The sequence below is a fragment of the Sphingomonas sp. PAMC 26605 genome (assembly GCF_000241485.1).
In the GTDB taxonomy this organism is placed as follows: Bacteria; Pseudomonadota; Alphaproteobacteria; order Sphingomonadales; family Sphingomonadaceae; genus Sphingomonas.
Window position 1 is genome coordinate 1,487,424 of the sequence record NZ_JH584241.1, and the last position, 24,734, is coordinate 1,512,157.

A 24,734-nucleotide genomic window follows, 5' to 3' on the forward strand; every position below is an offset into this window, starting at 1 on the left:
CGCGCGAAAGGGTCATCAGAAGGGGCTCACCACCGAGAAGAAGCGGCTCAGCCAGCCCTGGCGGCTTGCGCGCGCCACGTCGCCCTTGCCGGTATAGGCGATCTGCGCGTCGGCGACGCGCGTCGAGGGGATGCGGTTGTTCGCGTCGATATCGGCCGAGCGGACCAGACCCTTGATCTGGACGAACTCGTCGCCGCGGTTGAGCGTGACCCGCTTCTGTCCCTGGACGAGCATCGTGCCGTTCGCCAGCACCTTGCTGACGGTGACGCTGACTTCGCCCGACAGGCTGTTCGACTGGTCGGCGGCGCCGCTGCCATTGAAATTGCGCGATCCGCTCATCGACACGTCGGTGCCCTGGAACAGCGCGAGCCGGCCGGTGGTCGGCGGAATGAGGCTGAACCCGCCGTTCGAGCCGAGCTTCGACGTGGCCGACTTCGACGCGGCGGTCGCCTCGACCAGCACGATCGTCAGCGGGTCGCCGACGCGGCGCGCACGGCTGCCTTCGTAGAGCGCGGCATAGCCGGTGCTCGCCTGGAAGATCGAGCCGTTCGCGACCAGGGGCGCCTCGGGCTCGGCCGACGGGAGCACGGCGGTAAAATCGACCGGTGGCTTCTTCTTGCCGCCGAACAGATTTGCCTGCGCGCTGGCGGGCGCAAGGACGAGCGTGAGGACGCAGGCGATTCGGAAGGGAGCGGATTTCATGACGTTAACCATCACAGATTTTGGTTAACATATTTCAGCATCTCGTCGGTCGCGGTGATCATTTTCGAATTCACCTCGTACGCGCGCTGCGTTTCGATCATATCGACGAGCTCCTCGACGACATTGACGTTCGATCCTTCGAGCTGCCCCTGGCGGATGTTGCCGCGGCCTTCCTGGCCCGCGATGCCGAGATTGGCCGCGCCCGACGCCGAAGTCTCGGCGAGGTAATTGTCGCCCTTCGACAGCAGGCCCGCCGCGTTGGGGAAGCTCGCCACCTGGATCTGGCCGAGCTGGGTCGAGGCCGACTGGCCGGGAACGGTCGCCGACACGGTGCCGTCGGTGCCGACGGTGATCGCGGTCGCGCCCTCGGGGATCGTGATGCCGGGCTGGACCTGATAGCCCTCGCTCGTCACCAGCAGCCCTTCGGGGCTGCGCGAGAAATTGCCCGCGCGGGTATAGCCGAGCGTGCCGCCGGGGAGCTGCACCTGGAAATAGCCGTCGCCGTCGAGCGCCATGTCGAGGCTGTTGTTGGTCTGCTGGAACGACCCTTGCGTGTCGATCCGGGCGGTGCCCTGGATCTTGACGCCGGTGCCGAGGTTGAGCCCGGTCGCGTATTTCGATTCCGAAGAGCTCGGCGCGCCCGGCGCGGTCACCGTCTGGTAGGCGAGCGTCTCGAACGCCGCGCGGTCCTTCTTGTACGCCGTGGTGTTCACGTTCGCGAGGTTGTTCGAGATGACGCGCATCCGCATGTCCTGGGCATCGATCCCAGTCCGCGCGATCTGCATGGCTGCACTACCCATGGTCTATTCCTTCTTCAGCTTGGCAGCCGCATCAGCGATGCGCTGGATTCATCCATGTCCTTGGCCGACTTCATCAGATTGGCCTGGACCTCGTAGCTGCGCTGGTTCTCGATCATGTCGACCAGTGCCTGGGTCATGTTGACGTTCGAGCCCTCGAGCGCGCCGCTCTCGATCTTCGCGTCGACGTCGGCGGGCAGCACGCCGCCGCCGCGCACGTAGAGCAGATTGTCGGTACCCTTGACGGTGTCCGACCCCTTGGCGCTGGCGATCTTGAGCGTGTCGATCACCTGCGGGTTCTTGATGTCGCCGCCGATCGGGATGATCGAGATCTCGCCGGTCTGCGAGATGCTGACGCTTTGCGCGGGCGGGATGGTGATCGGGCCCCCCGACCCGATCACCGGGAAGCCGTCGCCGGTCTGGAGCACCCCCGAGGGGGCGATCTCCAGGTCCCCGCGGCGGGTATAGGCTTCGGTCCCATCGGTCGCCTGGACGGTCAGCCAGCTGTCGCTCGCTACCGCGACGTCGAGCGGACGCCCGGTCTGCTGGATCGTCCCGGCCTTGCGATCGGCATCTATCACCTCGGCCGATGCCGGGGTGCGTGTTTCGAAATCGGAGCCTTGCAAGGACAGCCGGTCGAACACCACGCGGTCGGCGCGAAAGCCGATCGTCGAGGCGTTCGCCATATTGTTGGCGATCGCGGCCTGCGACGCGAGATGCGCCTTGAGCCCCGAGGCCGCGGTATAGACCAGCTTGTCCATGCGTTACTCCGATCGCTTCCGGCTCAGCCCTGCATCTGGATGATCGTCTGCGAGATCTGGCTGGCGGTATCGAGCGCCTTGGCATTGGCCTGGAAGTTGCGCTGCGCCGCGATCAGCGAGACCAGTTCCTCGGTGATATCGACGTTCGACCCCTCGAGCGTTCCTGACAGCAGCGAGCCGAAGCCGTTCTCGTTGGCGGCGCCGAGCGTCGCCTGGCCCGATACGCCGCTCGCCGACCAATAGCTGTCGCCTATCTGGCGCAGCCCGGTCGGGTTGGCGAAATTGGCGAGCGCGAACTTGCCGAGCGACACCGTGTCGCCGTTCGAATAGCTCGCCGAAACGATGCCCTCGTTATCGACCGACACGCCGGAGAGTTCGCCGACCGATGCGCCGTCGACGTTGCGCGACGTGACGGCGAAGGCGCTCGATGCCTGGGTCGAACCGGTCAGGTCGAGGCTGAGCGTCTGCGCGAGCCCGCCGGTGCTCGGCGAGAAGCTGTCATACTGGACCGGGCTGGCCGGCGCGGTGAGTTTGCCGGCCGCATCGAAGGTCACCGCGGTCCCGGCGGTCGATCCGCCGACCGACAGCTCCTTGTCGCCGGCGAAGCTGTGGACCGTCCAGGCATTGTCGCCGGTCTTCACATAGTAATTGGTGAGCGTGCTGGCCTTGCCCGACGAATCGTAAATCGCAGACGTCGTCGTGCTGTTGTAGCTCGACGCGTCGGCCGGGTTGAACGCCTTGGTCGGCGTCGCGGCCGCGGCGTAGAGATTGACGCCGAGCGCGATCTTGCCGGTCGCCTGGGGCGTGCCGCTGGTCTGCGGCAGATTGAGCGCGATCAGGCCATCGGCGCCGGTCGCGGTGGCGTTGCCCTTGCTATCGACCGGATAGCCCATCAGCGACGACCCCTGCGCATCGACGATGTTGTGCGTCGTCGGATCGACTTGGAAGGCGCCGTTGCGCGTGTAGGCGGTCGAGGGGTTGAGACCCGAGGTCTTGACCGTGAAGAAGCCGTCGCCCTTGATCGTAAGATCGAGCGCGCCGCCGGTGGTCTTGAGATTGCCCTCGGTGAACTGCTGCTGGTTCGCCTTGACGACCACGCCCGAACCGACGGTCTTGGTCGGGTCGCTGGTGAAGCTCGAGGCGATCACGTCGGAGAAATTGGTGCGGCTCTTCTTGAAGCCGTCGGTCGAGACGTTGGCGAGATTGTGGCTGACGGTCGAGAGTTCGGTCTGCGCGGCCTGCAGGCCGCTGAGCGAGGTGTAGAAGGACATAGCGGTGCTCCTTGGAATGAAGAGAGAGGGACGTTGAGTTCAGCCGACCTGGCGGACGGCGGTGAGGGCGACTTGGCCGACGCCGGGAACGGTGAGTGTCGGGCTGCCGGTGGCGGGGACCGCGACGGCGGAAACGGGCGCCCACACCAGATTGCGGCTGGCCACGCTGCCGCTCGTGCCGGTCGCGCTGACCGAGACGGTGAAGGGACCGGTGCCGGCGTCGGTGCCGCTCGCGGTCTTGCCGTTCCAGTCGTAGCTGATATCGCCTGCCTTCTGCGCGCCGAGGTCGATCGTGTTGAGCAGCTGGCCGTTGGCGTCCTTGATCGACACGCTGACGTCGCTCGCATCGCCGTCGATCTCGGCCGCGCCGGCGATCCCGCCGCTGGTCCGGCCGTAGGCGGTGCTGCCTTCGGTCAGGATGGTCTTGCCGACATAGGACAGCGCATCGGCGGTGCTGGGGCCGTTGAGCTTGGTCTGGATCGCCTTCAAGGTCGTGCTCATGTCGGCAATGCCCGAAGTGCTGGTGATCTGCGCGAGCTGCGCGACCATCTGGCTGTTGTCGGTCGGTGAAAAGGGATCCTGGTTCTGCAGCTGCGCGGTGAGCAGCTTGAGGAAGTCCGAGGTGCCGAGCGTCGTCGACGAACTGTTCACCGCGGCATTCGCTGTGGTCGATGCCGTCGAACTGATGCCCAGGCTGGAGAGCGTGGAATCGAAGGTGCTGGCCATTTTTTAGCGTCCCATCTTGAGGGTATCGAGGATCAGGGATTTCGCGGTCTGCATGACCTCGACATTGTTCTGGTAGGTGCGCGAGGTCTCCATCATGTCGACCAGCTCGCGCGTCTCATCGACCGCCGATTCCCAGACGTTGCCGTCCTTGTCGGCGAGCGGGTGCGACGGGTCGTAATGCTTCGACGGCGTCTCGCCCGCGGTGACGATGCTCTCGACGTTGACCGTCGCGAGGCCAGAGGCCTTGTCGTACTGCGTGCGGAAGATCGGCTTGATCGTGCGGTAGGCGGTGTCGGCGCTGCCGGTGACCGAACCGGCATTGGCGAGGTTCGACGCGGTGGTGTTCATCCGCACCAGCTGGGCGGACATCGCGCGCCCGGCGACCTGGAAGATCGTGAGGGGATCGGCCATGCTATTCGCCCTTCAATGCGCGGGTGATCTGGCTGATCCGCCCGTTGAGGAAGGAAAGCGTCGTCTGATAGGCGACGGCGTTCTCGGCAAAGGCGGTCTGCTCGGTCGCGAGCTCGACGGTGTTACCGTCGAGCGAGGGCTGCGAGGGGACGCGATATTGCAGCGCGCCGGTGATGCTGGCGCCGCCGCCAGTGCTTTCGACCGCGGCGAGCGCTTTGTGGAAATCGACGTCCTGCGCCTTGAACCCCGGGGTCGAGGCGTTGGCGATGTTCGATGCGAGCACGCCCATGCGCTGCGAACGCACTTCGAGGGCGGCACCATGTACTCCGAACAGACTGTCGTTGGGCATCGCCCGTCTCCAGCGCCTTATTGCGCGATGGGGTACCAGCAAAGGGCGTGCCAAATGCGCGGAGGGGGCGAAAAGCGGTGTGGGGCGGGAGCGGGCGGCAAAGGCTTGCCGGACGGCGGCAAAGCGGTTGCCGTTCGTCGCCCCGGCGCAGGCCGGGGCCGCTCCGATGCTGGCGAGCGGGCGCCGCGCATGCGCGACGTCGTGCGCGACACCATAGCGGCCCCGGCCTTCGCCGGGGCGACGCGGGGGTGAAACTGGCCCGCGGCTTGCAGTGCATACCGCGATGACAGCGCTCCTTGCCCCCTTTCTCGATCCGCTCGCCTTTGCCATCGTCGGCGGGGGGACGCTCGCCGCGATGGTGCTGCGCACGCCGGCGCGTGACCTGGCAGGCGGGTTCGCCGCGCTCGGGTCGCTGATTCGGGCGCGCTTCGCCGCCGATCCGTTGCTCGACCAGATCGCCGCCTTCGGCCGAATCGCCAAGCGCCACGGCGTGATGGCGCTCGACCGTTCGGTGATCGCCGATCCCGACATAGCGGCCGCGATCGCCGCGATCGTCGACGGCGCGACGCCCGAAGACGTTGCCGAACTGCTTCATCAGCGCCGCCGTGCGCGCACCGAACGCGCTGTTGCCGCCGCCGAACTGTGGAGCGGCGCCGCCGAGACGGCACCCGCGATGGGGATGGTCGGCACGCTGATCGGCTTGGTCGGCATGTTCGTGAAGATGCAGGACCCTTCGGCGATCGGCGCCGCCATGGCGGTCGCGTTGCTCGCCACGCTCTACGGCGCGCTGCTCGCCAATCTCGTGTTCGCGCCGATCGCCGCGCGGCTGCGCCGCCAGGCGCGCGACGAGGCGGTGGAGCGGTTGCGGCTCGATCCGCCGCTGATCGCGCTCGCCGCGCGCGAGCGACCGCGCGGCGCCGCGCTCAAGGAAGTCGCATGACCGCCGCGCTGATCGAGGACGATCTGCCCGAGCTCGCCTCGGGCCGGCCGGTGTGGCTGATGACGCTCGCCGATCTTGCGCTGCTGCTCGTCGGTTTCTTCGTGTTTCTCCAGGCGAGCCAACATCTCGACCGCCATGCGCTGGCGCGCGGCCTACGCGAGGGCTTCGGCGTTCGCGAGAAACTTCGCGCCGATCCGGCCGAGCCGATCGCGGTGTCGGTCGCCGCGCTGCACGGGTTCGCGCCAGGGTCCGCGGTGCCGACGGCATCGACCGACGCTTTGGTCACATGGGCGCGTGAAGCGACGCGCGACCGGCGCGTGGCGTTGCGGATCGCAGGTGCCGTCGACGGCTCGCCCGGCGATGTCGATCCCGTCACCGGCAGCGGCGCGATGCTCGCCGCCGACCGCGCGCGCGCGGTCGCGACGCTCCTGCTCGTCGCGCACGCCGTTCCGGCCGATCGCCTCGTCATTGTTTCCGCCGTGCGACCGAATGGCCGCTCGGTCACCGTTTCCACCGGTTTTGCCGGCCCCGGCACGGCATTGCCGCCCGGCAACCCCATCTTGCCGCTTCAAAGGACTTCGCGATGATCCGTCATCTTCCCTTGCTCTTGCTCGTCGTCGCCACGCCGCTCGCCGCGACCGCGCCGCGAAGCTTTCAGGACACCACCGCGCTCGACCGCGCGGTGAGCGCCTTTGCCGGGCACGGCGTCGGCGACGAGGGCGGCGCGCGCACGCCGATCGACAGTCGGTTGAAGCTTGCCGCCTGCCCGATGGTGTCGATGGCGTGGCGGTCCGAGGCGCATGACGCCGTCGTCGTCACCTGCACCGGGCCCGAATGGCGGATGTATGTGCCGATAAAGTTGCCTGCGACTGCGCCCAAGGGGGCTGCGCCGCTGGTGTTGACGCAAAGCGACGTTGCCGTGGCGCGCCCGGTCTATGTGATCAAGCGCGGCGATCCCGTGACGATCAGTGCGGGCTCGCCGGGCTTCTCGATCACGCGCGACGGGATCGCGGCCGGCGACGCAGTTGCGGGTGGGCGTTTCCTCGTCAAGATCGACGCCGCCAAGGCGCCGATCCAGGCGATCGCGATCGACAGCGGCCGTGCGACGCTGCCGGGCTGGACCGAATGACCGGCATTTCCGAAAAGCGCGAAATCCTTTCTTAAGCTCCGCGCGCGCCGGTCGTTCTATTCTATGTCAGCGGAAACCGCGAAGGTGCAGACATGGTAGAAGCGATCGGATCAAAGGCAGGCACGTCGCACGATCGATTGGTCGTGCCGGTTGCCGCAGCAGCGAAACCGGCAACGGTGGCCGATCGGCCGAGCGATGCGGTGGTGCAACAACGCGACCTGTCCGCCATCGCGTTCGACTTTGGCGCGCCTACCCCGGCACAGCAAGCCAGGGTCGAGGAAGTGCGTCGCGCCGTGCGCAACGGGACCTACCCGATCACGCCCGAAACGATCGCCGACCGGATGCTCGCCCTGAAATTGTACTGGAACCCGAAAAGATGAGCTTCGCCACGCGGCGCGACGCGCTGATCGGCGTGATCGAAACGCTTCACGCCGAGATCGCTGCATTGAAGGTCAACGATGTCGCGGCGCTCGAGCACGCGACCGCCGACAAGCTCGCCGCGATCGAAGCGGTCGCGGCATTCGGGCAGGCGCCCGCTGGCGACGAGCTGCGCGCGCTCGCCGAGGAAGCGCATCGCCTCAACGAGACCTGCCGCATCTACGTCAATCTGATGGCGGCAAATGTTCGCCGTCGCCTGCAAACCCTGACCGGCTCTGCCGGTGTCGCGGTCGGATCGGCGCCGGGGACGGTGTATCGCCCCGGCATGGGAATCGCGGCTTACGCATAATTAAGCATCTTGGCACGACCCTTGCTGAGCTTGACGTAAGTCCGCGCAAGCACCTGGGGTCCGATGCCTTTCAATCCACTTTCCATTCTGAACGGGGCGGTCGATGCGACTGGCGCTGGCGGTGCGATCCGCAACGCCATCGCCAATGCCAGTCAGAAGACCGGCATCGATTTCAACTATCTGCTGGGGCAGGCCAAGCTCGAGAGCGGGCTCAACGCCAACGCCAAGGCGGGCACGTCGAGTGCGGCCGGGCTGTATCAGTTCGTCGACCAGAGCTGGTTGCGTGTCGTCAAGGCGCATGGCGCGGAGAATGGCCTCGCCTGGGCGGCGAATGCCATTTCGACCGGCGCGAATGGCCGCGCGACCGTCGCCGACCCGATCATGAAGCGTGCGATCCTCGCGCTGCGCAACGATCCGTCGGCCGCGTCGCTGATGGCCGCCGAGCATGCCAGCGACAATAAGGACGCGCTCGAAAGCGCGACCGGCCGCACCGCGACCGGCACCGACCTCTATATCGCGCATTTCCTTGGGCTGGGCGGCGCAAGGTCGTTCCTGACCGCGATGCAGGCCAATCCCGATAAGAGCGGCGCGGCGATGTTCCCCGCTGCCGCACGCGCCAATCGCGGCGTGTTCTTCAACGGCGACGGCAGCGCGCGCTCGCTGTCGGCGATTTACAGCCGCTTCGCCGCCAAGCTCGATCAGAGCGCGGAAGGGGCGAGCGCGCCGGCGACTTCGGGGCTGGCCGCGACGCGGCTCGGGCAATGGGGCGCCGACGTCATTCCCGGCAATGCCGAGGACTCGACGTCGGATGCCGCGATGTGGGCGCAATCGACGCTCCAGCGGCTGAACGGCACGAGCGCCACGCAAATGGCGTCGAACAGCCTGTTGCGACCGACCCCGGCGAACGCGCGGCTGGCCTATATGATGCTCGCGCAGATGGGGGCGTAAGACGTGGCGCTTGCTCTAACAGCCCCCGCCGGCAAGCCGGGCGGGATCCTGCCGCTGCTGCGCTCGGCAGCGCTTCCGGTCGCGATCCTGTTGCTGGTCGTGCTGATGGTCGTGCCGATCCCGGCGGCGATGCTCGACGTGTTCTTCATCATGAACATCACGATCAGCCTCGCCGTGCTGATGGTCAGCCTCAACGCGCAGAAGCCGCTCGATTTCTCGGCCTTTCCGACGGTGCTGCTATTCGCGACGCTGTTCCGCCTCAGCCTCAACGTCGCATCGACCCGCGTCGTGCTGGTCCACGGCCATGAGGGCGAGAGCGCCGCCGGCCATGTGATCGAGGCGTTCGGCACCTTCCTGATCGGCGGCGACTATGTCGTCGGCCTGTTCGTCTTCGCGATCCTCGTGATCATCAACATGATCGTCGTCACCAAGGGCGCGGGCCGCGTGTCCGAAGTGTCGGCGCGTTTCACGCTCGATGCGTTGCCCGGCAAGCAGATGGCGATCGACGCCGATCTCAACGCCGGCCTGATCACCCCCGACGAAGCCAAGCTGCGCCGCGTCGAAGTCGCGACCGAGGCCGATTTCTACGGCTCGATGGACGGTTCGTCGAAGTTCGTGAAGGGCGACGCGGTCGCCGGCCTGCTCATCCTCGCCGCCAATATCGTCGGTGGGTTGATCCTGGGGCCGGTCAGCCACGGCATGACGATCGCGGCGGCGGCGCACAATTACGTGCTGCTCGCGATCGGCGATGCGCTCGTCGCGCAGATCCCGTCGCTGATGCTGTCGATCGCCGCAGCCGCGATCGTCACCCGCGTCCAGTCGACGATGGATCTTGCCGGCCAGATCGGCAGCCAGTTCGGCTCGGCGCGGACCTGGACCCCGGTCGCGATCATTCTCGGCCTGCTCGGCGTGATGCCGGGGATGCCGCACCTCATCATCCTGCCCGCAGCGGGCCTCGCCGGCTTCGCCGCATGGAAGATGCGTCAGGCCGCGCGCCGCCCCGCGCCGGTCGAGACCGCGCCGGCCGAGCCGATCGACTATTCGAAGATCGGCTGGGACGAAGTCGCCGATACGATGCAGGTCAATCTCGACATCGGCTATGGGCTGGTGCCGCTGGTCGACGAGCGTCGCGGTGCGCCGTTGATGGGGCGGATCACCGGCGTGCGGCGCCAGCTGTCGAAGGACATGGGCTTCGTCATCCCGCAGGTGCGCGTGCGCGACGACATCAACCTCGCGCCGTTCGCCTATCGCATCATCGTCGGCGGCGTCGTCGTCGGCGAGGACAGCGTGTCGCCCGACGAGATGCTCGCGCTCGATACCGGACAGGCGGTCGGCGGGCTGATGGGCAAGCGCGCCAAGGACCCGACCTTCGGGCTCGACGCGGTGTGGATCGCGCCGAGCGACGCCGATGCGGCGACGGGCGCGGGCTATCTCGTGGTCGATCCCGGCACGGTGATGGCGACGCACCTCAACCACCAGCTCGGCACGCATGCCTCCGAACTGCTCGGCCCCGACGAAGTCCAGGCGTTGCTCGACGGGCTCAAGGAACGCGCGGCGAACCTCGTCGCGTCGCTCTCGCCCAACCCGCTGCCGCTCACCACGCTGACCCAGGTGCTGCGCGGGTTGCTGGCGGAGAACGTGCCGCTCAAGGAATTCCGCCGGATTGCGGCCGCGATCGCGGTGGCTGCGCAGAAGACGCTCGACGCCGACGAGATCATCGAGCTGATCCGCCCGGCGCTCGGCGGGCTGATCATCGGCAAGCTGTGCGGCGTGCGCGAGCCGCTGCGCGTGATGACGCTCGAGGGGCAGCTCGAGGGGCTGCTCGGCCAGGCGATGCGCAGCGATCCGTCGAAGCGCCACACGATCGAGCCCGATCTCGGCCGCCGCATCGTCGACGCGCTGCAGAACGCCGCGCAGCCGCTGATCAACGAGGCCAAGCCGTTCGCGCTCGTCGTCCAGCCCGCGATCCGCGTCGCGATCCGCAAACTCGTCAGGACTTGCCTGCCCGATATCCCGGTGATGAGCTTCTTCGAAGTGCCCGAGGACAAATCGGTCGAAGTCGTCGCCGTGATCGGCGCAGCCGGAGCGCTCCCAGCATGACCGCACAGCCCAACCCCGCGCTTTTTGCCGACGCGCAGCCGCTGGTCTATGGCCGCACCGCCGCGCCTGATCTCAACGTGCTGGCGCGCAAGCATCTGCCGCTCGTGCGGCGTATCGCGCGGCATATCCATGGCAGCATGTCGTCGGTGGTCGAGGTCGAGGATCTTGTCCAGATTGGCATGGTCGCCTTGGTCGAGGCCGCGGCCGCGTTCGAGGAACGCGGGCAAGTGACCTTCGAACAATATCTCGCGACGCGCGTGCGTGGTTCGATGATCGACGCGCTGCGGCGGAGCGCGACGATCACACGCGGCGCGATGCAAAGGAAACGCCTTTATGCCGAGACCGTCGCTGTGTTGACGACAGAACTCGGCCATGCGCCCGATGCGGCTTTGGTCGCCGCCAGGATTGGGGTTACGCCCGAAAAGCTCCGGCTCGACTACGCCAATGCCCAGCCGGTCCGGATGGAGCCGATCGATGATGTCTATTCGGACGAAGGCCCGTGGTTTGCGAGCGAGGAGCCAGACGCGTTCGAACACCTCTCCGACGAGCAGGAGCGCGACACGCTGATCGCGGCGATCGCGAGCCTGCCCGAACGCGAGGCGCTGGTTATCCAGCTCTATTATGTCGAGGAGTTCAACCTCGAGGAGATCGGCTCGGTGATCGGCGTCGGCGCGGCGCGGGTGTGCCAGATCAAGGCGTCTGCCCACGCCCGGCTCAAGAAGGCGATGCTGCGCCGCTAGGCGGGATCGCGCAGCAGCGCATCGGCAGAACTTTCGGGCGCGGCATCGCTGCGCGCCGCGACGATGAGCGTCACCGCCAGATCGAAGATCACGTTGCCGAGCGTGCGGAACATGTCGGGGATCGTCTCGACCGCAACGAGCAGCCCGAGCGGCGCGACCGGCACGCCGAGCGTCACCGCGATCGGCGCGATCGCGCCGATGAAGCTGACTTGCCCAGGCAGGCTCACCGACCCGAGCGAGGTCAGCATCGCGATCGCGGTCGCCGCGACCAGCGTCGCGAAGCTGATCGGGATGCCGAACCAGCTCGCGACATAGATCGCCACCGCCAGGTTCATCGCCGGGCCGGTCGCGCGCAGCATCGCGACGCACAGCGGCAGGACGACGCCCGAGGTTGCGACGGGAACGCCGAACTCCTCGCTGCTGCGCAGCATCGCGGGCAGGCTGGCGAGCGAGGATTGCGTGCTGAGCGCGACCGCAAGCACCGGCGCGGCGCCGCGCAGGAAGCGCCCCAGCGCGATCCGCCCGCCGAGCACCGCGAGCGGCAGCGCGAACAGGCTGACCACCACGCCGACCGACGAGACGGTGACGATGTAATGGACCAGCGCGCCGACCGCTGCCGTGCCGGTCTTCGCGGCGACGGTCAGCGCGAGCGCGAACACGCCGATCGGTGCGATCCAGATGATCCAGCCGATCATGACGAGCATCGTGTCGCGGATCGCGGAGAAGAAGCCGATGAGCTGATCGCGGCCGCGCGGATCGATCCGGGTGAGCGCGAAGGCGAAGAGCAAGGCGAACAGGATCAGCGAGAGGAAGGCGCCGTTGGTCGCCGCGGCGACGATATTGTTGGGCACGATCCCGGCGAGAAAAGCGCCGAGCGGCGGGACGTCTCCGGCGGGCGCGGCCCCTGCCAGCGCGTGCCGCAGCGCGACGGCCGAGGCGGCCGGCATCGGCACGAGGCGGAGGAACAGCGGAGTGAGCACGGCCGCAGCGACCGCGCTCGCCGTCATCACCGCGAGGATCAGCACGATCGAGCGCGCCGCGATCCGGCCGCTGCGCGCCGCCTCGGCGGTGCTGGCGATGCCGGTGACGAGCAGTGAAAAGACCAAGGGAATCACGGTCATCTGCAGCCCGTTGATCCAGGCGGTGCCGATCGGTTGCGTCACGGCGACGGTACCCGGCACCGCCGCGGGCAGCCAGTGCGCCAGCACCACGCCGAGCAGCAGCCCTGCGACGAGCGACAGCAAAATCCGGGTCGATGGGGTATTCAGCTTGGCCGACATGCTCGCCCTTATGATTGCGGAACGCTATTGAACGCACCAGAAGAAGATCCGGCATAACCGAATGGATGCGCGCGTATGGCAAGAAAATATTTCGGCACCGATGGGATCCGCGGGCTGACCAACAAAAACCCGATGACCGCGGCGATGGCGATGAAGGTCGGCATGGCGGCGGGCGCGCACTTCCGGCGCGGCGATCACCGCCACCGCGTCGTGATCGGCAAGGATACGCGGCTGTCGGGCTATATGCTCGAATCGGCGATGGTCGCTGGGTTCACTTCGGTCGGGATGGACGTGGTGCTGCTCGGGCCGATGCCGACCCCGGCCGTCGCGATGCTGACGCAGTCGATGCGCGCCGATCTCGGCGTGATGATCTCGGCGAGCCACAACCCCTATTTCGACAATGGCATCAAGCTGTTCGGGCCCGACGGCTACAAATTGTCCGACGCCGACGAGCTGGCGATCGAGGCGCTGATCGAGGGCGACATCGAGCTCTCGCCCGCGCCCGAGATCGGGCGCGCTCGCCGTGTCGACGATGCGCAGGGGCGCTATATCCATTTCGCCAAGTCGACCTTTCCCGAGAATATGCGGCTCGACGGGATGAAGATCGTCGTCGATTGCGCCAATGGCGCGGCGTACCGTGTCGCGCCGACCGCGCTGTGGGAGCTGGGTGCCGAAGTCGTCGCTATCGGCGTCACCCCCAATGGCAAGAACATCAATGACGGGGTCGGCTCGACCGCGCCGACGCTGCTGTGCGAAACCGTCGTCGCTTCGGGCGCGCATCTGGGTATCGCGCTCGACGGCGACGCCGACCGGCTGATCGTGGTCGACGAGAAGGGCCATGTCGTCGATGGCGACCAGTTGATGGCGACGATCGCGAGCGGTTGGGCGCGCAGCGGGCGGTTGAAGAATGGCGGGCTGGTCGCGACGGTGATGTCGAACCTCGGGCTCGAGCGGCATCTCGCGGCGCAGGGGATCGGGCTGGTGCGGACCAGCGTCGGCGATCGCCACGTGCTCGAGGCGATGCGCGCGCAGGGGTATAATGTCGGCGGCGAGCAGTCGGGGCACATCATCCTGTCGGATTATGCGACGACGGGCGACGGCTTGGTGGCGGCGCTGCAGATCCTGGCCGAGCTTGCCTGGGCGGGTGCGCCAGCGAGCGAATTGCTCCATCGCTTCGAGCCGCTGCCGCAATTGCTCAAGAACGTGCGCTTCGCCGGCGGCAAGCCGCTCGAGGATGAGGCGGTGAAGGCGGTGATCGCCGGGGCCGAGGTCGAATTGAAGGGCAGGGGGCGGCTGGTGATCCGGCCGTCTGGCACCGAGCCGGTGATCCGCGTGATGGCCGAGGGCGACGACCCCGCGCAGGTCGAGGCGGTGGTGGATCGCATCTGCGACGCGGTGCGGGTGGCGGCGGGGTGATTCTTGCCGCTGCTTCTTCTTGCTCCCCTCCCGCTTGCGGGAGGGGCCGGGGGGAGGGCAGTGCGACAAGCGATGCTGCCTCGATTACAGGACAGCCCCTCCCCTAGCCCCTCCCGCAAGCGGGAGGGGGATAAGGCAGAAGATGCGGAGGGGAATAAGGAAACGCCCATGCTCGAAATGCGCCCCGATTGCGAACGCTGCGGCACCGATCTCCCCGCCGACGAGGCCGGCGCCTTCATCTGCTCGTTCGAATGCACCTTCTGCGCGGAATGCGCCGACCGGCTCGATGATCGTTGCCCCAATTGCGGCGGCGAGCTGATGGACCGCCCGGCGCGGGTCGACGATCTGCTGGCGCGGCATCCTGCCTCGACCGTGCGGCGCTTCAAGCGGCCACAGTGAGCATCACATCGCGCATCCTGATCATCGCCGGCTCGGATTCGGGCGGCGGCGCGGGGATCCAGGCCGACATCAAGACGGTTACGATGCTCGGCGGCCACGCGATGACCGCGATCACTGCGATTACTGCGCAGAATACGCTCGGCGTGCAGGCGGTGATGCCGGTTCCGGTGGAGATGGTGCTCTCGCAGATCGATGCGTGCCTGTCGGACATCGGCGTCGATGCGGTGAAGATCGGGATGCTGGGATCGGCGGCGACCGCGCACGGCGTGGCGGATGTGCTCGAGACGCTCGCGGTGCCGATCGTGTTCGATCCGGTAATGGTCGCGACGAGCGGCGCGGTGCTGGCGGATGCCGATACGGTCGCGGCGTTCGCGCGGCTGATGCGGATCGCCACCGTGACGACGCCGAACCTGCCCGAACTCCGGGCGCTCGAACACTCTCTCGCCCGGCGGGAGAGGGGGGCAGCCGCGCAGCCGCGGAAGGGTAAGGGCGACGCGGACGCCCGGCCTGTGGACGACCCCGACCCTTTCGGCACTTTCCCTCTGCCGTTGGGAGAGGGACATTTGCTGATCAAAGGCGGGCACGGCGAGGGCGATGCGATTATCGATCGCTTGATCGGACCGGCGGGCGAAATTGCCTCCTGGTCCGCCGCGCGGATCGAGACGACCAGCACGCACGGGACGGGCTGCACGCTCGCCTCGGCGATCGCGACCTTCCTAGCGCAGGGGCGCTCGCTCGAAGCTTCGGTCGCGGGGGCTCGCCAGTTCGTACGGGCAGCGCTGCGGGCGGCGCCGGGGCTGGGCGGGGGGCATGGGCCGATGGGGCAGCAACACGTGCGGGCTGGCGACATCTCCTAAATCGCGTTCGCGCGGGCGCTTGGGGCACGGAGGGAGAAGAAGGTTTTGTTCGCGCGGAGGCGCGGAGGACGCGGAGGGGGCGCGCTCGCTGCAGCGTATCCCGACCTGCGAAGCGGGCTGCAAAAGGCGCTTGCGCGGTCCTTGTGAACTCTCTCTCTCTCTCTGTCTCCGCGTCCTCTGCGCCTCTGCGCGAACCAAATCTTCTTCTCCTCCGCGTCTCCGCGTCTCCGCGCGAAATCATCCTCTTGAACGACGCCGCCCCGCCCGATCGCCGCTGCAGTCCGTCGCGACCCATCTGGCAAGTCGGCGCGCGATCCGGCATGGCTCGACCCGATGCCTAGCCTCAAACACGAAAAGCTCTGCCTGGCGCCCGTAGCAGGCGTGGATGAAGCGGGCCGCGGTCCGCTCGCCGGCCCAGTCGTCGCCGCCGCCGTGATCCTGCCCGCGAAGGGCGTTCCGCGCGGTATCAAGGATTCGAAGACGCTCCCGCCGCTTGAGCGAGAGCGGCTGCACGACCGGTTGCGGGCGTGTGCGATCGTCGGGATCGGGATCGTCGAGGCGGACGAGATCGACACGCTCAACATCTATTGGGCAACGATGAAGGCGATGACGCTCGCGGTCGAAGCGCTCGGCTGCGCGCCGGGGCATGTCCTGGTCGACGGCAACCGGCTCCCCAAATGGGGCTTCGCCGCGACGCCGATCGTCAAGGGCGATGCGATCAGCCTGTCGATCGCCGCTGCTTCGATCATCGCCAAGCATACCCGCGACACGATCATGCTCGCGCATGCCGAGGCGCATCCGCATTACGGATGGCATAGCAATCAGGGCTATGGCGCGCCCGATCACCTCCGCGCGTTGCGCGAACATGGGCCGTGCGCGCTCCATCGGCGCAGTTTTCGCCCCGTTGCCGAAGCTTATTTGGTGAACGAGTCTTCGCAGCCACACACCAGCGCTTGAGCCTGTGGATAAGTCGGGACTCAATATCTGGGTCGTTTCCCGAAATGTTCCGCAAAATTGACGGAATCTCAAGGTTTTTCGTTAACCAATGTTCGCTTGACGCGAATCCCTTTGCTGGCAGGGATGCGCTCCACACACGAAGGGGCGATTGACGATGGGGGTTTTGGAAAAGATCAGGACGGTGGCGCCGCGCGCGGTCGAGACGCCGGTGCAGCTGCCGCTCGACCAGATCCTGCGCGGCGATTGCATCGCGGCGATGCGCGCGCTGCCCGCCAAGTCGGTCGATCTGATCTTCGCCGACCCGCCCTACAACCTCCAGCTCGGCGGCGACCTGTCGCGCCCGGACGGCAGCCATGTCGATGCGGTGACCGACGAATGGGACAAGTTCGATTCGCTCAGCGCCTATGACAAGTTCACGCGCGAATGGCTCGCCGAGGCCAAGCGCATCCTCAAGGACAATGGCGCGATCTGGGTGATCGGATCGTACCACAATATCTACAAGGTCGGCGCGGCGATCCAGGATCTGGGCTATTGGATCCTCAATGACATCGTCTGGCGCAAGACCAACCCGATGCCCAATTTCAAGGGCACGCGCTTCACCAACGCGCACGAGACGCTGATCTGGGCGTCGATGAGCGAGAAGTCGCGCTACACCTTCAACTATCGCAGCATGAAGACGCTCAATGACGAGCTGCAGATGCGCTCGGACTGGGAATTCCCGACCTGTGGCGGGCAGGAGCGGCTGAAGCGCGACGGCGTCAAGGTGCATCCGACGCAGAAGCCCGAGGCTTTGATCTATCGCATCCTGCTCGCCTGCACCAAGCCTGGCGACGTGGTGCTCGATCCGTTCTTCGGCACCGGCACGACGGGCGCGGTTGCCAAGCGACTGGGACGGCACTGGATCGGGATCGAGCGCGAGAGCGACTATATCGCGGCGGCGGAAGAGCGGATCGCCGCTGCGCTGCCGCTCGATGAATCGGCATTGAAGACGATGCAGAGCCCCAAGGCCGCGCCGCGCGTCGCGTTCGGGACGATCGTCGAGAATGGCATGCTGGTCGCCGGCGCGGTACTGACCGATGCCAAGCGGCGCTACAGCGTGACGGTGCGGGCGGATGGCTCGGTGATCAGCGGCGACCAGACCGGGTCGATCCACAAGCTCGGCTCGGTGCTGCAGGGCGCGCCCGCGTGCAATGGCTGGACCTTCTGGCATTATGAGACGCCCGAGGGTCTCAAGCCGATCGACACGCTGCGGCAGACCTATCTGCTCGCGACGCAGATCTAGGCGTCACCCCGGCGGAGGCCGGGGCCGCCAGCCAGTTGTGCGCGACAGAGGTTTCGCGTCAAACGCAGCGGCCCCGGCCTCCGCCGGGGCGACGGGATGATCCATGAGCAGCCTTCACCTCCGCCCGATCCAGTTCGTCGATACGCCGATCGACCGCGACGGCGAGGTCGCGCGGTTGGCGGGCGGGATGCTGTGGTTCTCGGCCTATGAGGTGATCGAAGACGGGCGGCGCCGCACCGTGCCGATCACCGCGCTCGATGCGCTGCTGAGCGATGAACGCGCCGCGCGACTCCATGCGGCGATCACGGCGCCCCGTGCGCCTTTGACGCTCGGCGAACGCACACTGCGCTTCGATCAACCGTCGGTGTGCGGCATCCTCAACGTCACGCCCGACAGCTTCTCCGATGGCGGCGCGCAGCATGACGATCCCGCAGCGGCGGCGAGCGCGGGTGTCGCGATGGCGGCGGCGGGGGCGGCGCTGATCGATATCGGCGGTGAATCGACGCGACCGGGGGCGGCGACGGTGTGGGAAGGCGACGAGATCGCGCGCGTCGTTCCAGTCGTCGAACGGCTCGCGCGGGCGGGAACGCTGGTTTCGATCGACACGCGCAAGGCAGCGGTAATGGAGGCTGCGCTCGCGGCGGGCGCGGCGATCGTCAACGACGTCGCCGCGCTGCTATGGGACGATCGCGCGCTCGACGTGGTCGCCAAGGCCGGGTGTCCGGTCGTCCTGATGCATTCGCCGGACCCCATGAAAGGACCGCACGGCGGTACTGGCTATGGCGACGTCGTGCTCGATGTGTTCGATTGGCTGGAGACGCGGATCGCGGCGGTTGTCGCGGGCGGGGTCGCGCGCGCGCGGATCATCGTCGATCCGGGGATCGGCTTCGGCAAATCGCTCGCCGACAATCTGGCGCTGATGAACGGGTTGGCCATCTTTCACGGCCTGGGATGCCCGATCCTGCTGGGCGCGAGCCGCAAACGCATGATCGGTGCGCTGTCGAACGAGGCACCCGCGAGCGAGCGGCTCGGCGGGTCGATCGGGCTGGCGCTGACGGGGATCATGGCCGGCGCACAACTGCTGCGTGTTCATGACGTGCCTGAAACGGCTCAGGCGGTACGGGTATGGCGCGGTCTACGCGACCGCGCCTTGGTCGGGCGGTAGCCTACGCTACCGCCCGATTTCGATCAGCACCCGTTCTTGCGGTTCTGCGCAGCGTCATGGCGTTTGTCGAGCGTCTTGCCGAGCAGTGCCCCACCGACACCACCGGCGACCGTGCCGAGCAGGCCGCCGCCGAGGACGTTGCCCGCAACCGCGCCACCGACACCACCCGCGACCGCGCCGGTCGTGCCGCTGCTGCGCTTGCACGGATAATAGCGGCCGTCTTGGCCGCGATAGGTGCGCTCGTCACGACGGTCGTCCCGACGATCATCGCGCCGATCATCGTCACGACGATCGTAGCGGCGATCGTCATAGCTCTGCGCCGACACGGCGGTCGGCGCTACGGTTGGGACGAGGGTGAAGGCGGTCAGCGCCGCGAGGATCATCTTGTTACGCATGGGAATACATACTCCTTTCCCGACACAACCCCTGGCGGCGCGGGTGTGTCCGTAGCGGGACGAAATTTGCGACGAACCGTTGTGCCGCAGTGGCGCCGATCAGGCGGCGGCGTTGTCGATGCCAAGCTCGCCGAGCTTGCGGTAGAGCGTCGAACGCCCGATCCCGAGCCGCCGCGCGACTTCGGTCATCCGGCCGCGATAATGGCCGATCGCGAGCCGGATGACGTCGGCCTCGATCTCCTCGAGTGCGCGCAGATTGCCGTCGGCGTGGAACAGCGTCACACCGCCGCTCGTCGCCAGCGGGATCGGCGTCGGGGTCGTGTGCCGCTGCCCGCCGAGCGCCGCAATCTGCGGGAAGTCGCCGCGCGTCAGCGCCGCGCCGTCGCAGAGCACCGCCGCGCGGAACAGGGCGTTTTGCAGCTGACGGACATTCCCCGGCCAGTCGTAGCGGCCGAGCAAGGCGAGCGCATCGTCGGTGATGCCGAGCGGGCGCAACCCCGGCTGTTCGGCAATTCGCGCGAGCAGATGGCGCGCCAAGGCCGGGATGTCGCCGGCGCGTTCGCGAAGCGGCGGGATCGTCACCTGGACGACGTTGAGGCGGTAATAGAGATCCTCGCGAAAGCGGCCGGCCTCGACCTCCTCGATCAACCGCTTGTTGGTTGCGGCGATGACGCGGACGTCGACCTCGCGCGTATGGCGCGCGCCGATCGGCTGGATCTCGCCCGATTGCAGCACGCGGAGCAGTTTGACCTGCGCCTCGAGCGGCATTTCGCCGATTTCGTCGAGGAACAGCGTGCCGCCATCAGCCTCCTGAAAGCGCCCGATCTTGCGTTCGAACGCGCCGGTGAACGCGCCTTTCTCGTGCCCAAACAGCTCGGACTCGATCAGGTTCGGTGGCAGCGCGCCGCAATTGACCGCGACCATCGCCTTTTTGCCGCGGGGGGAGGCGGCGTGGATCGCTTCGGCGACGACTTCCTTGCCGACGCCGCTTTCGCCCTCGACGAGCACGGGAACGCGCGCGCGGGCGGCCTTGGCGGCGATGGCGAGCGCTGCGCGGAAATCGGGGGCGGAGCCGACGATCTCGTCGAACGCGAGCAGCGCGGGGATCTTCTCGGTGAGCGGACGCAGTTCCCCCGCCGCCTTGCCCGCAACCGCCGCGTCGAGCGCGGCGAGCAGCCGCTCGGGCGCGAGCGGCTTGACGAGGAAATCGGTCGCGCCGCTGCGCATCGCGGCGACCGCATCGGCGACCGAGCCGTTGGCGGTGAGCAGCAGCAGTGGCAGCGCCGGGCGACGGCGGCGGATCTCGTCGATCAGCGCAGTCGGATCGGCCTCCGGCGCCCATTGGTCGAGCAGGATCGCGTCGAGCTGCATGCCGTCCTGCGTGCCGAGCATCGAGATCGCCATCTCGCCGTCGGCCGCGAATACCGCCCGCCAGCCGCGCCGCGCTGCGATCGCCGCGACAAGCCGGCGTTGCGCGGGCTCGTCGTCGATCAACATCAGCAGCCGCTGTCCGTTACGCGTCATGCGTTCATCCCATTCGTGTCGAATCCCAGCGCCACCATGTACCGACAAGGTGTGAAAACCGGCTTAAACGCCCCGCCATGGGACGCGCGGGACAGCGCATCGCCATTTCGCGCGGTAAAAGCGCGGGGGTTGAGGCCGAGGCGTGCGCGAGCTAAGCAGTTGGCTGAACCGGGGGACTACCCCGTCTTGCAGGGGATGGAACGATGGCTGCCGACAACGACATGCAGGTCCACCGCGCGACATACGACAAGGTCATGAACGTCATGAAATATGGCGCCGTCGCGGTCTTTATCATCGCCTTCGTGGTGGTGTGGCTGGTCTCGGGCAAGTAGGCGTGAAGATCGCCGTCCTCCGCGAAACCGTAGAGGGCGAGCGCCGCGTTGCCGCGACCCCGGAGACGGTCAAGAAGTTCATTGCGCTCGGTGCGAGCGTCGCGGTCGAGGCCGGGGCGGGCGAGACTGCGTCGATTGCCGACGCCGATTATGCCGCTGCGGGCGCGACCGTCGCCGATCGCGCGGCGACGTTCGCGGGGGCCGAGATCGTGCTGGGCGTGCAGGGCCCGTCGGCCGACGCGCTGGCGGGCGTCGCGCCCGGCGCCTGGCTGGTCGCGGGGCTAAACCCGTTTGCGGATCGCGCACGGATCGACGGCTATGCCGCTGCCGGACTCGAGGCCCTGGCGATGGAGTTCATGCCACGCATCACGCGTGCGCAGTCGATGGATATCCTGTCGTCGCAGTCGAACCTCGCCGGTTACAAGGCGGTGCTCGATGCCGCGGGCGTTTATGGCCGCGCTTTCCCGATGATGATGACCGCGGCGGGCACCGTTTCGGCGGCGCGCGTGTTCGTGATGGGCGTCGGCGTCGCGGGGCTGCAGGCGATCGCCACCGCGCGGCGCCTGGGCGCGCAGGTCTCGGCGACCGACGTGCGCTCGGCGACCAAGGAGCAGATCCAGTCGCTCGGCGCCAAACCAATCTTCGTCGAAAATGTCGCGGGGATCGAGGGCGAAGGCTCGGGCGGCTATGCCGGCGAGATGAGCCCCGAATATCAGGCGGCGCAGGCCGAGCTCGTCTCGGGGCATATCGCCAAGCAGGACATCGTCATCACGACCGCGCTGATCCCGGGGCGTCCGGCGCCGCGGCTGATATCGGCGGCGCAGGTCGCGAGCATGAAGCCGGGCTCGGTGATCGTCGATCTCGCGGTCGAGGCTGGCGGTAATGTCGAGGGTGCGGTCGCGGGTGAAGTCGTGGTCGTCAACGGCGTGTCGATCGTCGGCTATCGCAACGTGGCCTCGCGGCTTGCGGCCGATGCGTCGGCGCTGTTCTCGCGCAACCTGTACAATTTCCTCAACGCCTTCTGGGACAAAGAGGCCGGCAAGCCGGTGCTCGATGCCGAGATCGGCGATGCGATCCGGCTGACGCAGGGCGGCAAGGTCGTCAATGCGCGGTTGTTGGGGTGATTGAGCCGAGCCCTGGTCCTCCCCGGAACGGGGAGGGGGACCCTGAGCATTCAGCGAAGGGTGGAGGGGGCGGGCCGCGCGCGCTTCGCCCCGAGGTCGCAATCGCGCGCAGATTGCGGCGCGATCTGAGCTTGCCCGAGGCGCTGCTGTGGCAGCGACTGCGCGGCAAACACGCCGGTCTCAAATTCCGCCGCCAGCATCCCGTCGGTCCGTACGTCGTCGATTACTATTGTCCCGCGATGAAGACGGTGATCGAAATTGACGGCGAAGGCCATAATCGCGCTGATCGGCCGATGCGGGATGCTGTGCGAGACGCATTCATTTCGGAAAACGGGTTCCGCGTCGTTCACGTCTCGGCGCAGCGTATCTTGAATGATCTGGACGCTGCGGCGGACGCGATCGTTGCGTACGGTGCCCGCCCCCTCCACCATTCGCCGGAAGTGGCGAATGGTCCCCCTCCCCGTGCCGGGGAGGATTAAGGAAAGACCATGGACTTCATTTCGATTCTCTCGATCTTCGTCATGGCCTGCTTCGTCGGCTATTACGTCGTCTGGTCGGTCACGCCGGCGCTGCACACGCCGCTGATGGCGGTGACCAATGCGATTTCGAGCGTGATCATCGTCGGGGCGCTACGTCGAAATGGCTCGGGCTGCTCGCGGTGGTGCTGGCGAGCGTCAACATCTTCGGCGGCTTCGCGGTCACCGCGCGGATGCTGGCGATGTACAAGAAGAAGGCGCCGGCGGCGGCGAAGCACTGACCGTCACCCCAGCGAAAGCTGGGGTCTCGTGCGGCTCCGGGCGCACGCGAGCGACGGAGAGATGCCAGCTTTCGCTGGCATGACGGAAACGGAATGGGGACGGGTTGAGCGCTATGGAACATCTGACGGTCAATCCCTGGGCATCGCTCGCCTATCTCGTCGCGGGGGTGTGCTTCATCCTCGCGCTACGCGGCCTGTCGAGCCCGGCGACCTCGCAGCGCGGCAACCGCATGGGCATCATCGGCATGACCATCGCGGTGGTGACGACGCTCGTCACCCATGCGCCGACGATCCAGACGCTCGCGGTCGGGACGACCGACACCGGCTTCGATTATGTCGCGCTGCTGTCGCATATCGACGGCGTGACCATCGCCGAGATCCTCGTCGCGATCGGGATCGGTGCGGTGATCGGGGTTACTACGGCGCGGCGGATCGCGATGACCGACATGCCACAGCTCGTCGCGGCCTTTCACTCGCTGGTGGGGCTTGCCGCAGTGCTCGTCGCATGCGCCGCCTATCTCAATCCGGGCGCCTTCGGCATCGCGCAGATGCTTGTCTCCGACACCGGCACGCCGCTTGCCTATATCTTCCCCGTGAGCAGGATCGAGATGGGTCTCGGCGTCGCGATCGGCGCGATCACCTTCTCGGGCTCGGTCATCGCCTTCCTCAAGCTCAACGGCAATATGGGCGGCAAGCCGATCATGCTGCCGGGGCGCCACGTCATCAATCTCGGCGTGCTCGCCGCGATCCTCGGCCTGATCGCCTATTTCACGCAGGACCAGAGCCCGTGGATCTTCTGGACGATCACGGTGCTGAGCTTCGTGATCGGCTTCCTGCTGATCATTCCGATCGGCGGCGCCGACATGCCGGTCGTGGTGTCGATGCTCAATTCCTATTCGGGCTGGGCGGCGGCGGCGATGGGCTTCACGCTGCACAACACGGCGATGATCATCACCGGCGCTCTGGTGGGATCGTCGGGCGCGATCCTCAGCTACATCATGTGCAAGGCGATGAACCGCAGCTTCATCTCGGTGATCGCGGGCGGTTTCGGCGGCGACAGCGCGGGCGGCACGGCGGCGGCGGCGACCGACCGGCCGTGGAAGCGCGGGTCGGCCGAGGACGCCGCCTTCCTGCTCGGCCAGGCCGAACAGGTCATCATCGTCCCCGGCTACGGCATGGCGGTGAGCCAGGCGCAGCACGTGCTGCGCGAGATGGGCGACAAGTTGAAGGAACACGGCGTCCGCGTGAAATACGCGATCCACCCCGTCGCGGGGCGCATGCCGGGCCACATGAACGTGCTGCTCGCCGAGGCCAATGTGCCGTATGACGATGTGTTCGAGCTCGAAGACATCAATTCCGAATTCGCGCAGACCGACGTCGCCTTCGTGATCGGCGCCAACGACGTCACCAACCCGGCGGCCAAGACCGACAAGAGCTCGCCGATCTACGGCATGCCCGTGCTCGACGTCGAAAAGGCCAAGACCGTGCTGTTCATCAAGCGTTCGATGGGCGGGGTCGGCTATGCCGGGGTCGATAACGACGTCTTCTACATGGACAACACGATGATGCTGCTCGGCGACGCCAAGAAGATGGTCGAGGAGATCGTCAAGGCGATCGAATAGCCGGCGCGCGCGCTTCGAACCCG

At 67.2% G+C, this 24,734-nt stretch carries 28 protein-coding genes and 1 pseudogene; 19 read left to right on the plus strand and 10 right to left on the minus strand.

Going from position 1 to position 24,734, the window contains the following annotated elements; translation table 11 throughout:
• Window positions 1–15: 15 nt before the first annotated feature.
• Genes RH90_RS06850 through RH90_RS06880 form a run of 7 tightly spaced genes read right to left on the minus strand, consistent with a single transcriptional unit; the run spans window position 16 to window position 5,017 of the window.
• Complete coding sequence (locus RH90_RS06850; protein WP_010184706.1) at window positions 16–702, minus strand: flagellar basal body L-ring protein FlgH; 687 nt, start codon at window positions 700–702, stop codon at window positions 16–18.
• An 11-nt stretch (window positions 703–713) separates the two neighbouring features.
• The gene (flgG, locus tag RH90_RS06855) at window positions 714–1,502 is read right to left on the minus strand and encodes a flagellar basal-body rod protein FlgG (protein ID WP_010184707.1); all 789 of its coding nucleotides are present in this window, start codon (window positions 1,500–1,502) and stop codon (window positions 714–716) included.
• 14 nt (window positions 1,503–1,516) lie between these two features.
• On the minus strand, window positions 1,517–2,260 hold the full coding sequence (locus RH90_RS06860; RefSeq protein WP_010184708.1) for a flagellar basal body rod protein FlgF: 744 nt from the start codon (window positions 2,258–2,260) through the stop codon (window positions 1,517–1,519).
• A gap of 23 nt (window positions 2,261–2,283) precedes the next feature.
• A complete protein-coding gene (locus RH90_RS06865; protein WP_010184709.1) occupies window positions 2,284–3,531 on the minus strand; it encodes a flagellar hook protein FlgE in 1,248 nt (415 codons plus the stop codon).
• Between the two features lie 39 nt (window positions 3,532–3,570).
• Window positions 3,571–4,257, minus strand: a complete 687-nt coding sequence (locus RH90_RS06870) for a flagellar hook assembly protein FlgD (RefSeq protein ID WP_010184710.1) — start codon at window positions 4,255–4,257, stop codon at window positions 3,571–3,573.
• A gap of 3 nt (window positions 4,258–4,260) precedes the next feature.
• Window positions 4,261–4,668 (minus strand): flagellar basal body rod protein FlgC, encoded by a 408-nt coding sequence (gene flgC / locus RH90_RS06875; RefSeq protein WP_010184711.1) that lies wholly within the window; start codon window positions 4,666–4,668, stop codon window positions 4,261–4,263.
• A 1-nt stretch (window position 4,669) separates the two neighbouring features.
• Window positions 4,670–5,017 carry a flagellar basal body rod protein FlgB gene (locus RH90_RS06880; RefSeq protein ID WP_010184712.1) on the minus strand — a complete coding sequence of 116 codons (348 nt, stop codon included), beginning with the start codon at window positions 5,015–5,017 and terminating at the stop codon, window positions 4,670–4,672.
• A 283-nt stretch (window positions 5,018–5,300) separates the two neighbouring features.
• Between RH90_RS06880 and RH90_RS06885 the strand changes: the two genes are divergently transcribed.
• The 8 genes from RH90_RS06885 (at window position 5,301) to RH90_RS06920 (ending at window position 11,601) form a co-directional block, all read left to right on the plus strand.
• Window positions 5,301–5,957: a motility protein A gene (locus tag RH90_RS06885; protein ID WP_037493170.1), complete on the plus strand. Its 657-nt coding sequence runs from the start codon at window positions 5,301–5,303 to the stop codon at window positions 5,955–5,957.
• Complete coding sequence (locus tag RH90_RS06890; RefSeq protein WP_010184714.1) at window positions 5,954–6,544, plus strand: flagellar motor protein MotB; 591 nt, start codon at window positions 5,954–5,956, stop codon at window positions 6,542–6,544. Before RH90_RS06885 ends, RH90_RS06890 begins: the two co-directional genes overlap by 4 nt.
• Window positions 6,541–7,086, plus strand: a complete 546-nt coding sequence (locus RH90_RS06895) for a flagella basal body P-ring formation protein FlgA (RefSeq protein ID WP_010184715.1) — start codon at window positions 6,541–6,543, stop codon at window positions 7,084–7,086. The genes RH90_RS06890 and RH90_RS06895 overlap by 4 nt, the downstream gene beginning before the upstream one ends.
• A 92-nt stretch (window positions 7,087–7,178) precedes the next feature.
• A complete protein-coding gene (locus RH90_RS06900; protein ID WP_010184717.1) occupies window positions 7,179–7,466 on the plus strand; it encodes a flagellar biosynthesis anti-sigma factor FlgM in 288 nt (95 codons plus the stop codon).
• Window positions 7,463–7,813, plus strand: coding sequence for a flagellar protein FlgN (locus RH90_RS06905; RefSeq protein ID WP_010184719.1), 351 nt, complete (start codon window positions 7,463–7,465; stop codon window positions 7,811–7,813). Before RH90_RS06900 ends, RH90_RS06905 begins: the two co-directional genes overlap by 4 nt.
• A gap of 63 nt (window positions 7,814–7,876) precedes the next feature.
• Window positions 7,877–8,761, plus strand: coding sequence for a hypothetical protein (locus RH90_RS06910; RefSeq protein WP_010184720.1), 885 nt, complete (start codon window positions 7,877–7,879; stop codon window positions 8,759–8,761).
• Window positions 8,762–8,809: 48 nt separating this feature from the next.
• Complete coding sequence (gene flhA, locus RH90_RS06915) at window positions 8,810–10,861, plus strand: flagellar biosynthesis protein FlhA (protein WP_029625099.1); 2,052 nt, start codon at window positions 8,810–8,812, stop codon at window positions 10,859–10,861.
• Window positions 10,858–11,601 carry a sigma-70 family RNA polymerase sigma factor gene (locus tag RH90_RS06920; RefSeq protein WP_010184722.1) on the plus strand — a complete coding sequence of 248 codons (744 nt, stop codon included), beginning with the start codon at window positions 10,858–10,860 and terminating at the stop codon, window positions 11,599–11,601. Before flhA ends, RH90_RS06920 begins: the two co-directional genes overlap by 4 nt.
• Here RH90_RS06920 and RH90_RS06925 read toward each other — a convergent pair.
• A complete protein-coding gene (locus tag RH90_RS06925) occupies window positions 11,598–12,881 on the minus strand; it encodes a dicarboxylate/amino acid:cation symporter (protein ID WP_010184723.1) in 1,284 nt (427 codons plus the stop codon). The two genes, RH90_RS06920 and RH90_RS06925, sit on opposite strands and share 4 nt — an antisense overlap.
• 75 nt (window positions 12,882–12,956) lie before the next feature.
• Here RH90_RS06925 and glmM point away from each other — a divergent pair, with 75 nt between their 5' ends.
• From glmM to folP, 6 genes are all read left to right on the plus strand, one after another.
• Window positions 12,957–14,297, plus strand: a complete 1,341-nt coding sequence (glmM, locus tag RH90_RS06930; protein WP_010184724.1) for a phosphoglucosamine mutase — start codon at window positions 12,957–12,959, stop codon at window positions 14,295–14,297.
• 168 nt (window positions 14,298–14,465) lie between these two features.
• On the plus strand, window positions 14,466–14,696 hold the full coding sequence (locus RH90_RS06935) for a DUF1272 domain-containing protein (RefSeq protein ID WP_010184725.1): 231 nt from the start codon (window positions 14,466–14,468) through the stop codon (window positions 14,694–14,696).
• A gap of 2 nt (window positions 14,697–14,698) precedes the next feature.
• A complete protein-coding gene (thiD, locus tag RH90_RS06940) occupies window positions 14,699–15,553 on the plus strand; it encodes a hydroxymethylpyrimidine/phosphomethylpyrimidine kinase family protein (protein WP_198283440.1) in 855 nt (284 codons plus the stop codon).
• 333 nt (window positions 15,554–15,886) lie between these two features.
• Window positions 15,887–16,510, plus strand: coding sequence for a ribonuclease HII (locus RH90_RS06945; RefSeq protein WP_029625100.1), 624 nt, complete (start codon window positions 15,887–15,889; stop codon window positions 16,508–16,510).
• A gap of 154 nt (window positions 16,511–16,664) precedes the next feature.
• Entirely contained in the window at window positions 16,665–17,792 is a 1,128-nt protein-coding gene (locus RH90_RS06950) for a site-specific DNA-methyltransferase (protein WP_029625101.1), read from the plus strand.
• 103 nt (window positions 17,793–17,895) lie between these two features.
• Window positions 17,896–18,957 (plus strand): dihydropteroate synthase, encoded by a 1,062-nt coding sequence (gene folP, locus RH90_RS06955; protein WP_010184731.1) that lies wholly within the window; start codon window positions 17,896–17,898, stop codon window positions 18,955–18,957.
• A 23-nt stretch (window positions 18,958–18,980) separates the two neighbouring features.
• On the opposite strand, the gene RH90_RS06960 is transcribed toward folP, so the two are convergent.
• Together RH90_RS06960 and RH90_RS06965 are read right to left on the minus strand one after the other, a co-directional pair.
• On the minus strand, window positions 18,981–19,352 hold the full coding sequence (locus RH90_RS06960; RefSeq protein ID WP_010184732.1) for a hypothetical protein: 372 nt from the start codon (window positions 19,350–19,352) through the stop codon (window positions 18,981–18,983).
• A gap of 99 nt (window positions 19,353–19,451) precedes the next feature.
• Complete coding sequence (locus RH90_RS06965; RefSeq protein ID WP_010184733.1) at window positions 19,452–20,876, minus strand: sigma-54-dependent transcriptional regulator; 1,425 nt, start codon at window positions 20,874–20,876, stop codon at window positions 19,452–19,454.
• A 203-nt stretch (window positions 20,877–21,079) separates the two neighbouring features.
• On the opposite strand from RH90_RS06965, the gene RH90_RS22505 reads away from it, so the two are divergent.
• From RH90_RS22505 to RH90_RS06985, 5 genes and pseudogenes are all read left to right on the plus strand, one after another.
• Entirely contained in the window at window positions 21,080–21,208 is a 129-nt protein-coding gene (locus RH90_RS22505) for an aa3-type cytochrome c oxidase subunit IV (RefSeq protein ID WP_081476884.1), read from the plus strand.
• 2 nt (window positions 21,209–21,210) lie between these two features.
• Window positions 21,211–22,332, plus strand: a complete 1,122-nt coding sequence (locus tag RH90_RS06970) for an NAD(P) transhydrogenase subunit alpha (RefSeq protein ID WP_010184734.1) — start codon at window positions 21,211–21,213, stop codon at window positions 22,330–22,332.
• A gap of 101 nt (window positions 22,333–22,433) precedes the next feature.
• Entirely contained in the window at window positions 22,434–22,811 is a 378-nt protein-coding gene (locus RH90_RS22510) for an endonuclease domain-containing protein (RefSeq protein ID WP_037493174.1), read from the plus strand.
• Between the two features lie 9 nt (window positions 22,812–22,820).
• Window positions 22,821–23,089 (plus strand): annotated as a pseudogene (locus RH90_RS06980) (proton-translocating transhydrogenase family protein).
• Window positions 23,090–23,202: 113 nt separating this feature from the next.
• Window positions 23,203–24,711, plus strand: coding sequence for an NAD(P)(+) transhydrogenase (Re/Si-specific) subunit beta (locus tag RH90_RS06985; RefSeq protein ID WP_010184737.1), 1,509 nt, complete (start codon window positions 23,203–23,205; stop codon window positions 24,709–24,711).
• Window positions 24,712–24,734: the final 23 nt, after the last annotated feature.

Excerpts from the sequence above, each read along its gene's own strand:
- RH90_RS06850 (WP_010184706.1), bottom strand. The coding sequence starts at position 702 with ATGAAATCCGCTCCCTTCCGAATCGCCTGCGTCCTCACGCTCGTCCTT.
- flgG (WP_010184707.1), bottom strand. The coding sequence starts at position 1,502 with ATGGGTAGTGCAGCCATGCAGATCGCGCGGACTGGGATCGATGCCCAG.
- RH90_RS06860 (WP_010184708.1), bottom strand. The coding sequence starts at position 2,260 with ATGGACAAGCTGGTCTATACCGCGGCCTCGGGGCTCAAGGCGCATCTC.
- RH90_RS06865 (WP_010184709.1), bottom strand. The coding sequence starts at position 3,531 with ATGTCCTTCTACACCTCGCTCAGCGGCCTGCAGGCCGCGCAGACCGAA.
- RH90_RS06870 (WP_010184710.1), bottom strand. The coding sequence starts at position 4,257 with ATGGCCAGCACCTTCGATTCCACGCTCTCCAGCCTGGGCATCAGTTCG.
- flgC (WP_010184711.1), bottom strand. The coding sequence starts at position 4,668 with ATGGCCGATCCCCTCACGATCTTCCAGGTCGCCGGGCGCGCGATGTCC.
- RH90_RS06880 (WP_010184712.1), bottom strand. The coding sequence starts at position 5,017 with ATGCCCAACGACAGTCTGTTCGGAGTACATGGTGCCGCCCTCGAAGTG.
- RH90_RS06885 (WP_037493170.1), top strand. The coding sequence starts at position 5,301 with ATGACAGCGCTCCTTGCCCCCTTTCTCGATCCGCTCGCCTTTGCCATC.
- RH90_RS06890 (WP_010184714.1), top strand. The coding sequence starts at position 5,954 with ATGACCGCCGCGCTGATCGAGGACGATCTGCCCGAGCTCGCCTCGGGC.
- RH90_RS06895 (WP_010184715.1), top strand. The coding sequence starts at position 6,541 with ATGATCCGTCATCTTCCCTTGCTCTTGCTCGTCGTCGCCACGCCGCTC.
- RH90_RS06900 (WP_010184717.1), top strand. The coding sequence starts at position 7,179 with ATGGTAGAAGCGATCGGATCAAAGGCAGGCACGTCGCACGATCGATTG.
- RH90_RS06905 (WP_010184719.1), top strand. The coding sequence starts at position 7,463 with ATGAGCTTCGCCACGCGGCGCGACGCGCTGATCGGCGTGATCGAAACG.
- RH90_RS06910 (WP_010184720.1), top strand. The coding sequence starts at position 7,877 with ATGCCTTTCAATCCACTTTCCATTCTGAACGGGGCGGTCGATGCGACT.
- RH90_RS06920 (WP_010184722.1), top strand. The coding sequence starts at position 10,858 with ATGACCGCACAGCCCAACCCCGCGCTTTTTGCCGACGCGCAGCCGCTG.
- RH90_RS06925 (WP_010184723.1), bottom strand. The coding sequence starts at position 12,881 with ATGTCGGCCAAGCTGAATACCCCATCGACCCGGATTTTGCTGTCGCTC.
- glmM (WP_010184724.1), top strand. The coding sequence starts at position 12,957 with ATGGCAAGAAAATATTTCGGCACCGATGGGATCCGCGGGCTGACCAAC.
- RH90_RS06935 (WP_010184725.1), top strand. The coding sequence starts at position 14,466 with ATGCTCGAAATGCGCCCCGATTGCGAACGCTGCGGCACCGATCTCCCC.
- RH90_RS06945 (WP_029625100.1), top strand. The coding sequence starts at position 15,887 with ATGCCTAGCCTCAAACACGAAAAGCTCTGCCTGGCGCCCGTAGCAGGC.
- RH90_RS06950 (WP_029625101.1), top strand. The coding sequence starts at position 16,665 with ATGGGGGTTTTGGAAAAGATCAGGACGGTGGCGCCGCGCGCGGTCGAG.
- folP (WP_010184731.1), top strand. The coding sequence starts at position 17,896 with ATGAGCAGCCTTCACCTCCGCCCGATCCAGTTCGTCGATACGCCGATC.
- RH90_RS06960 (WP_010184732.1), bottom strand. The coding sequence starts at position 19,352 with ATGCGTAACAAGATGATCCTCGCGGCGCTGACCGCCTTCACCCTCGTC.
- RH90_RS06965 (WP_010184733.1), bottom strand. The coding sequence starts at position 20,876 with ATGACGCGTAACGGACAGCGGCTGCTGATGTTGATCGACGACGAGCCC.
- RH90_RS22505 (WP_081476884.1), top strand. The coding sequence starts at position 21,080 with ATGGCTGCCGACAACGACATGCAGGTCCACCGCGCGACATACGACAAG.
- RH90_RS06985 (WP_010184737.1), top strand. The coding sequence starts at position 23,203 with ATGGAACATCTGACGGTCAATCCCTGGGCATCGCTCGCCTATCTCGTC.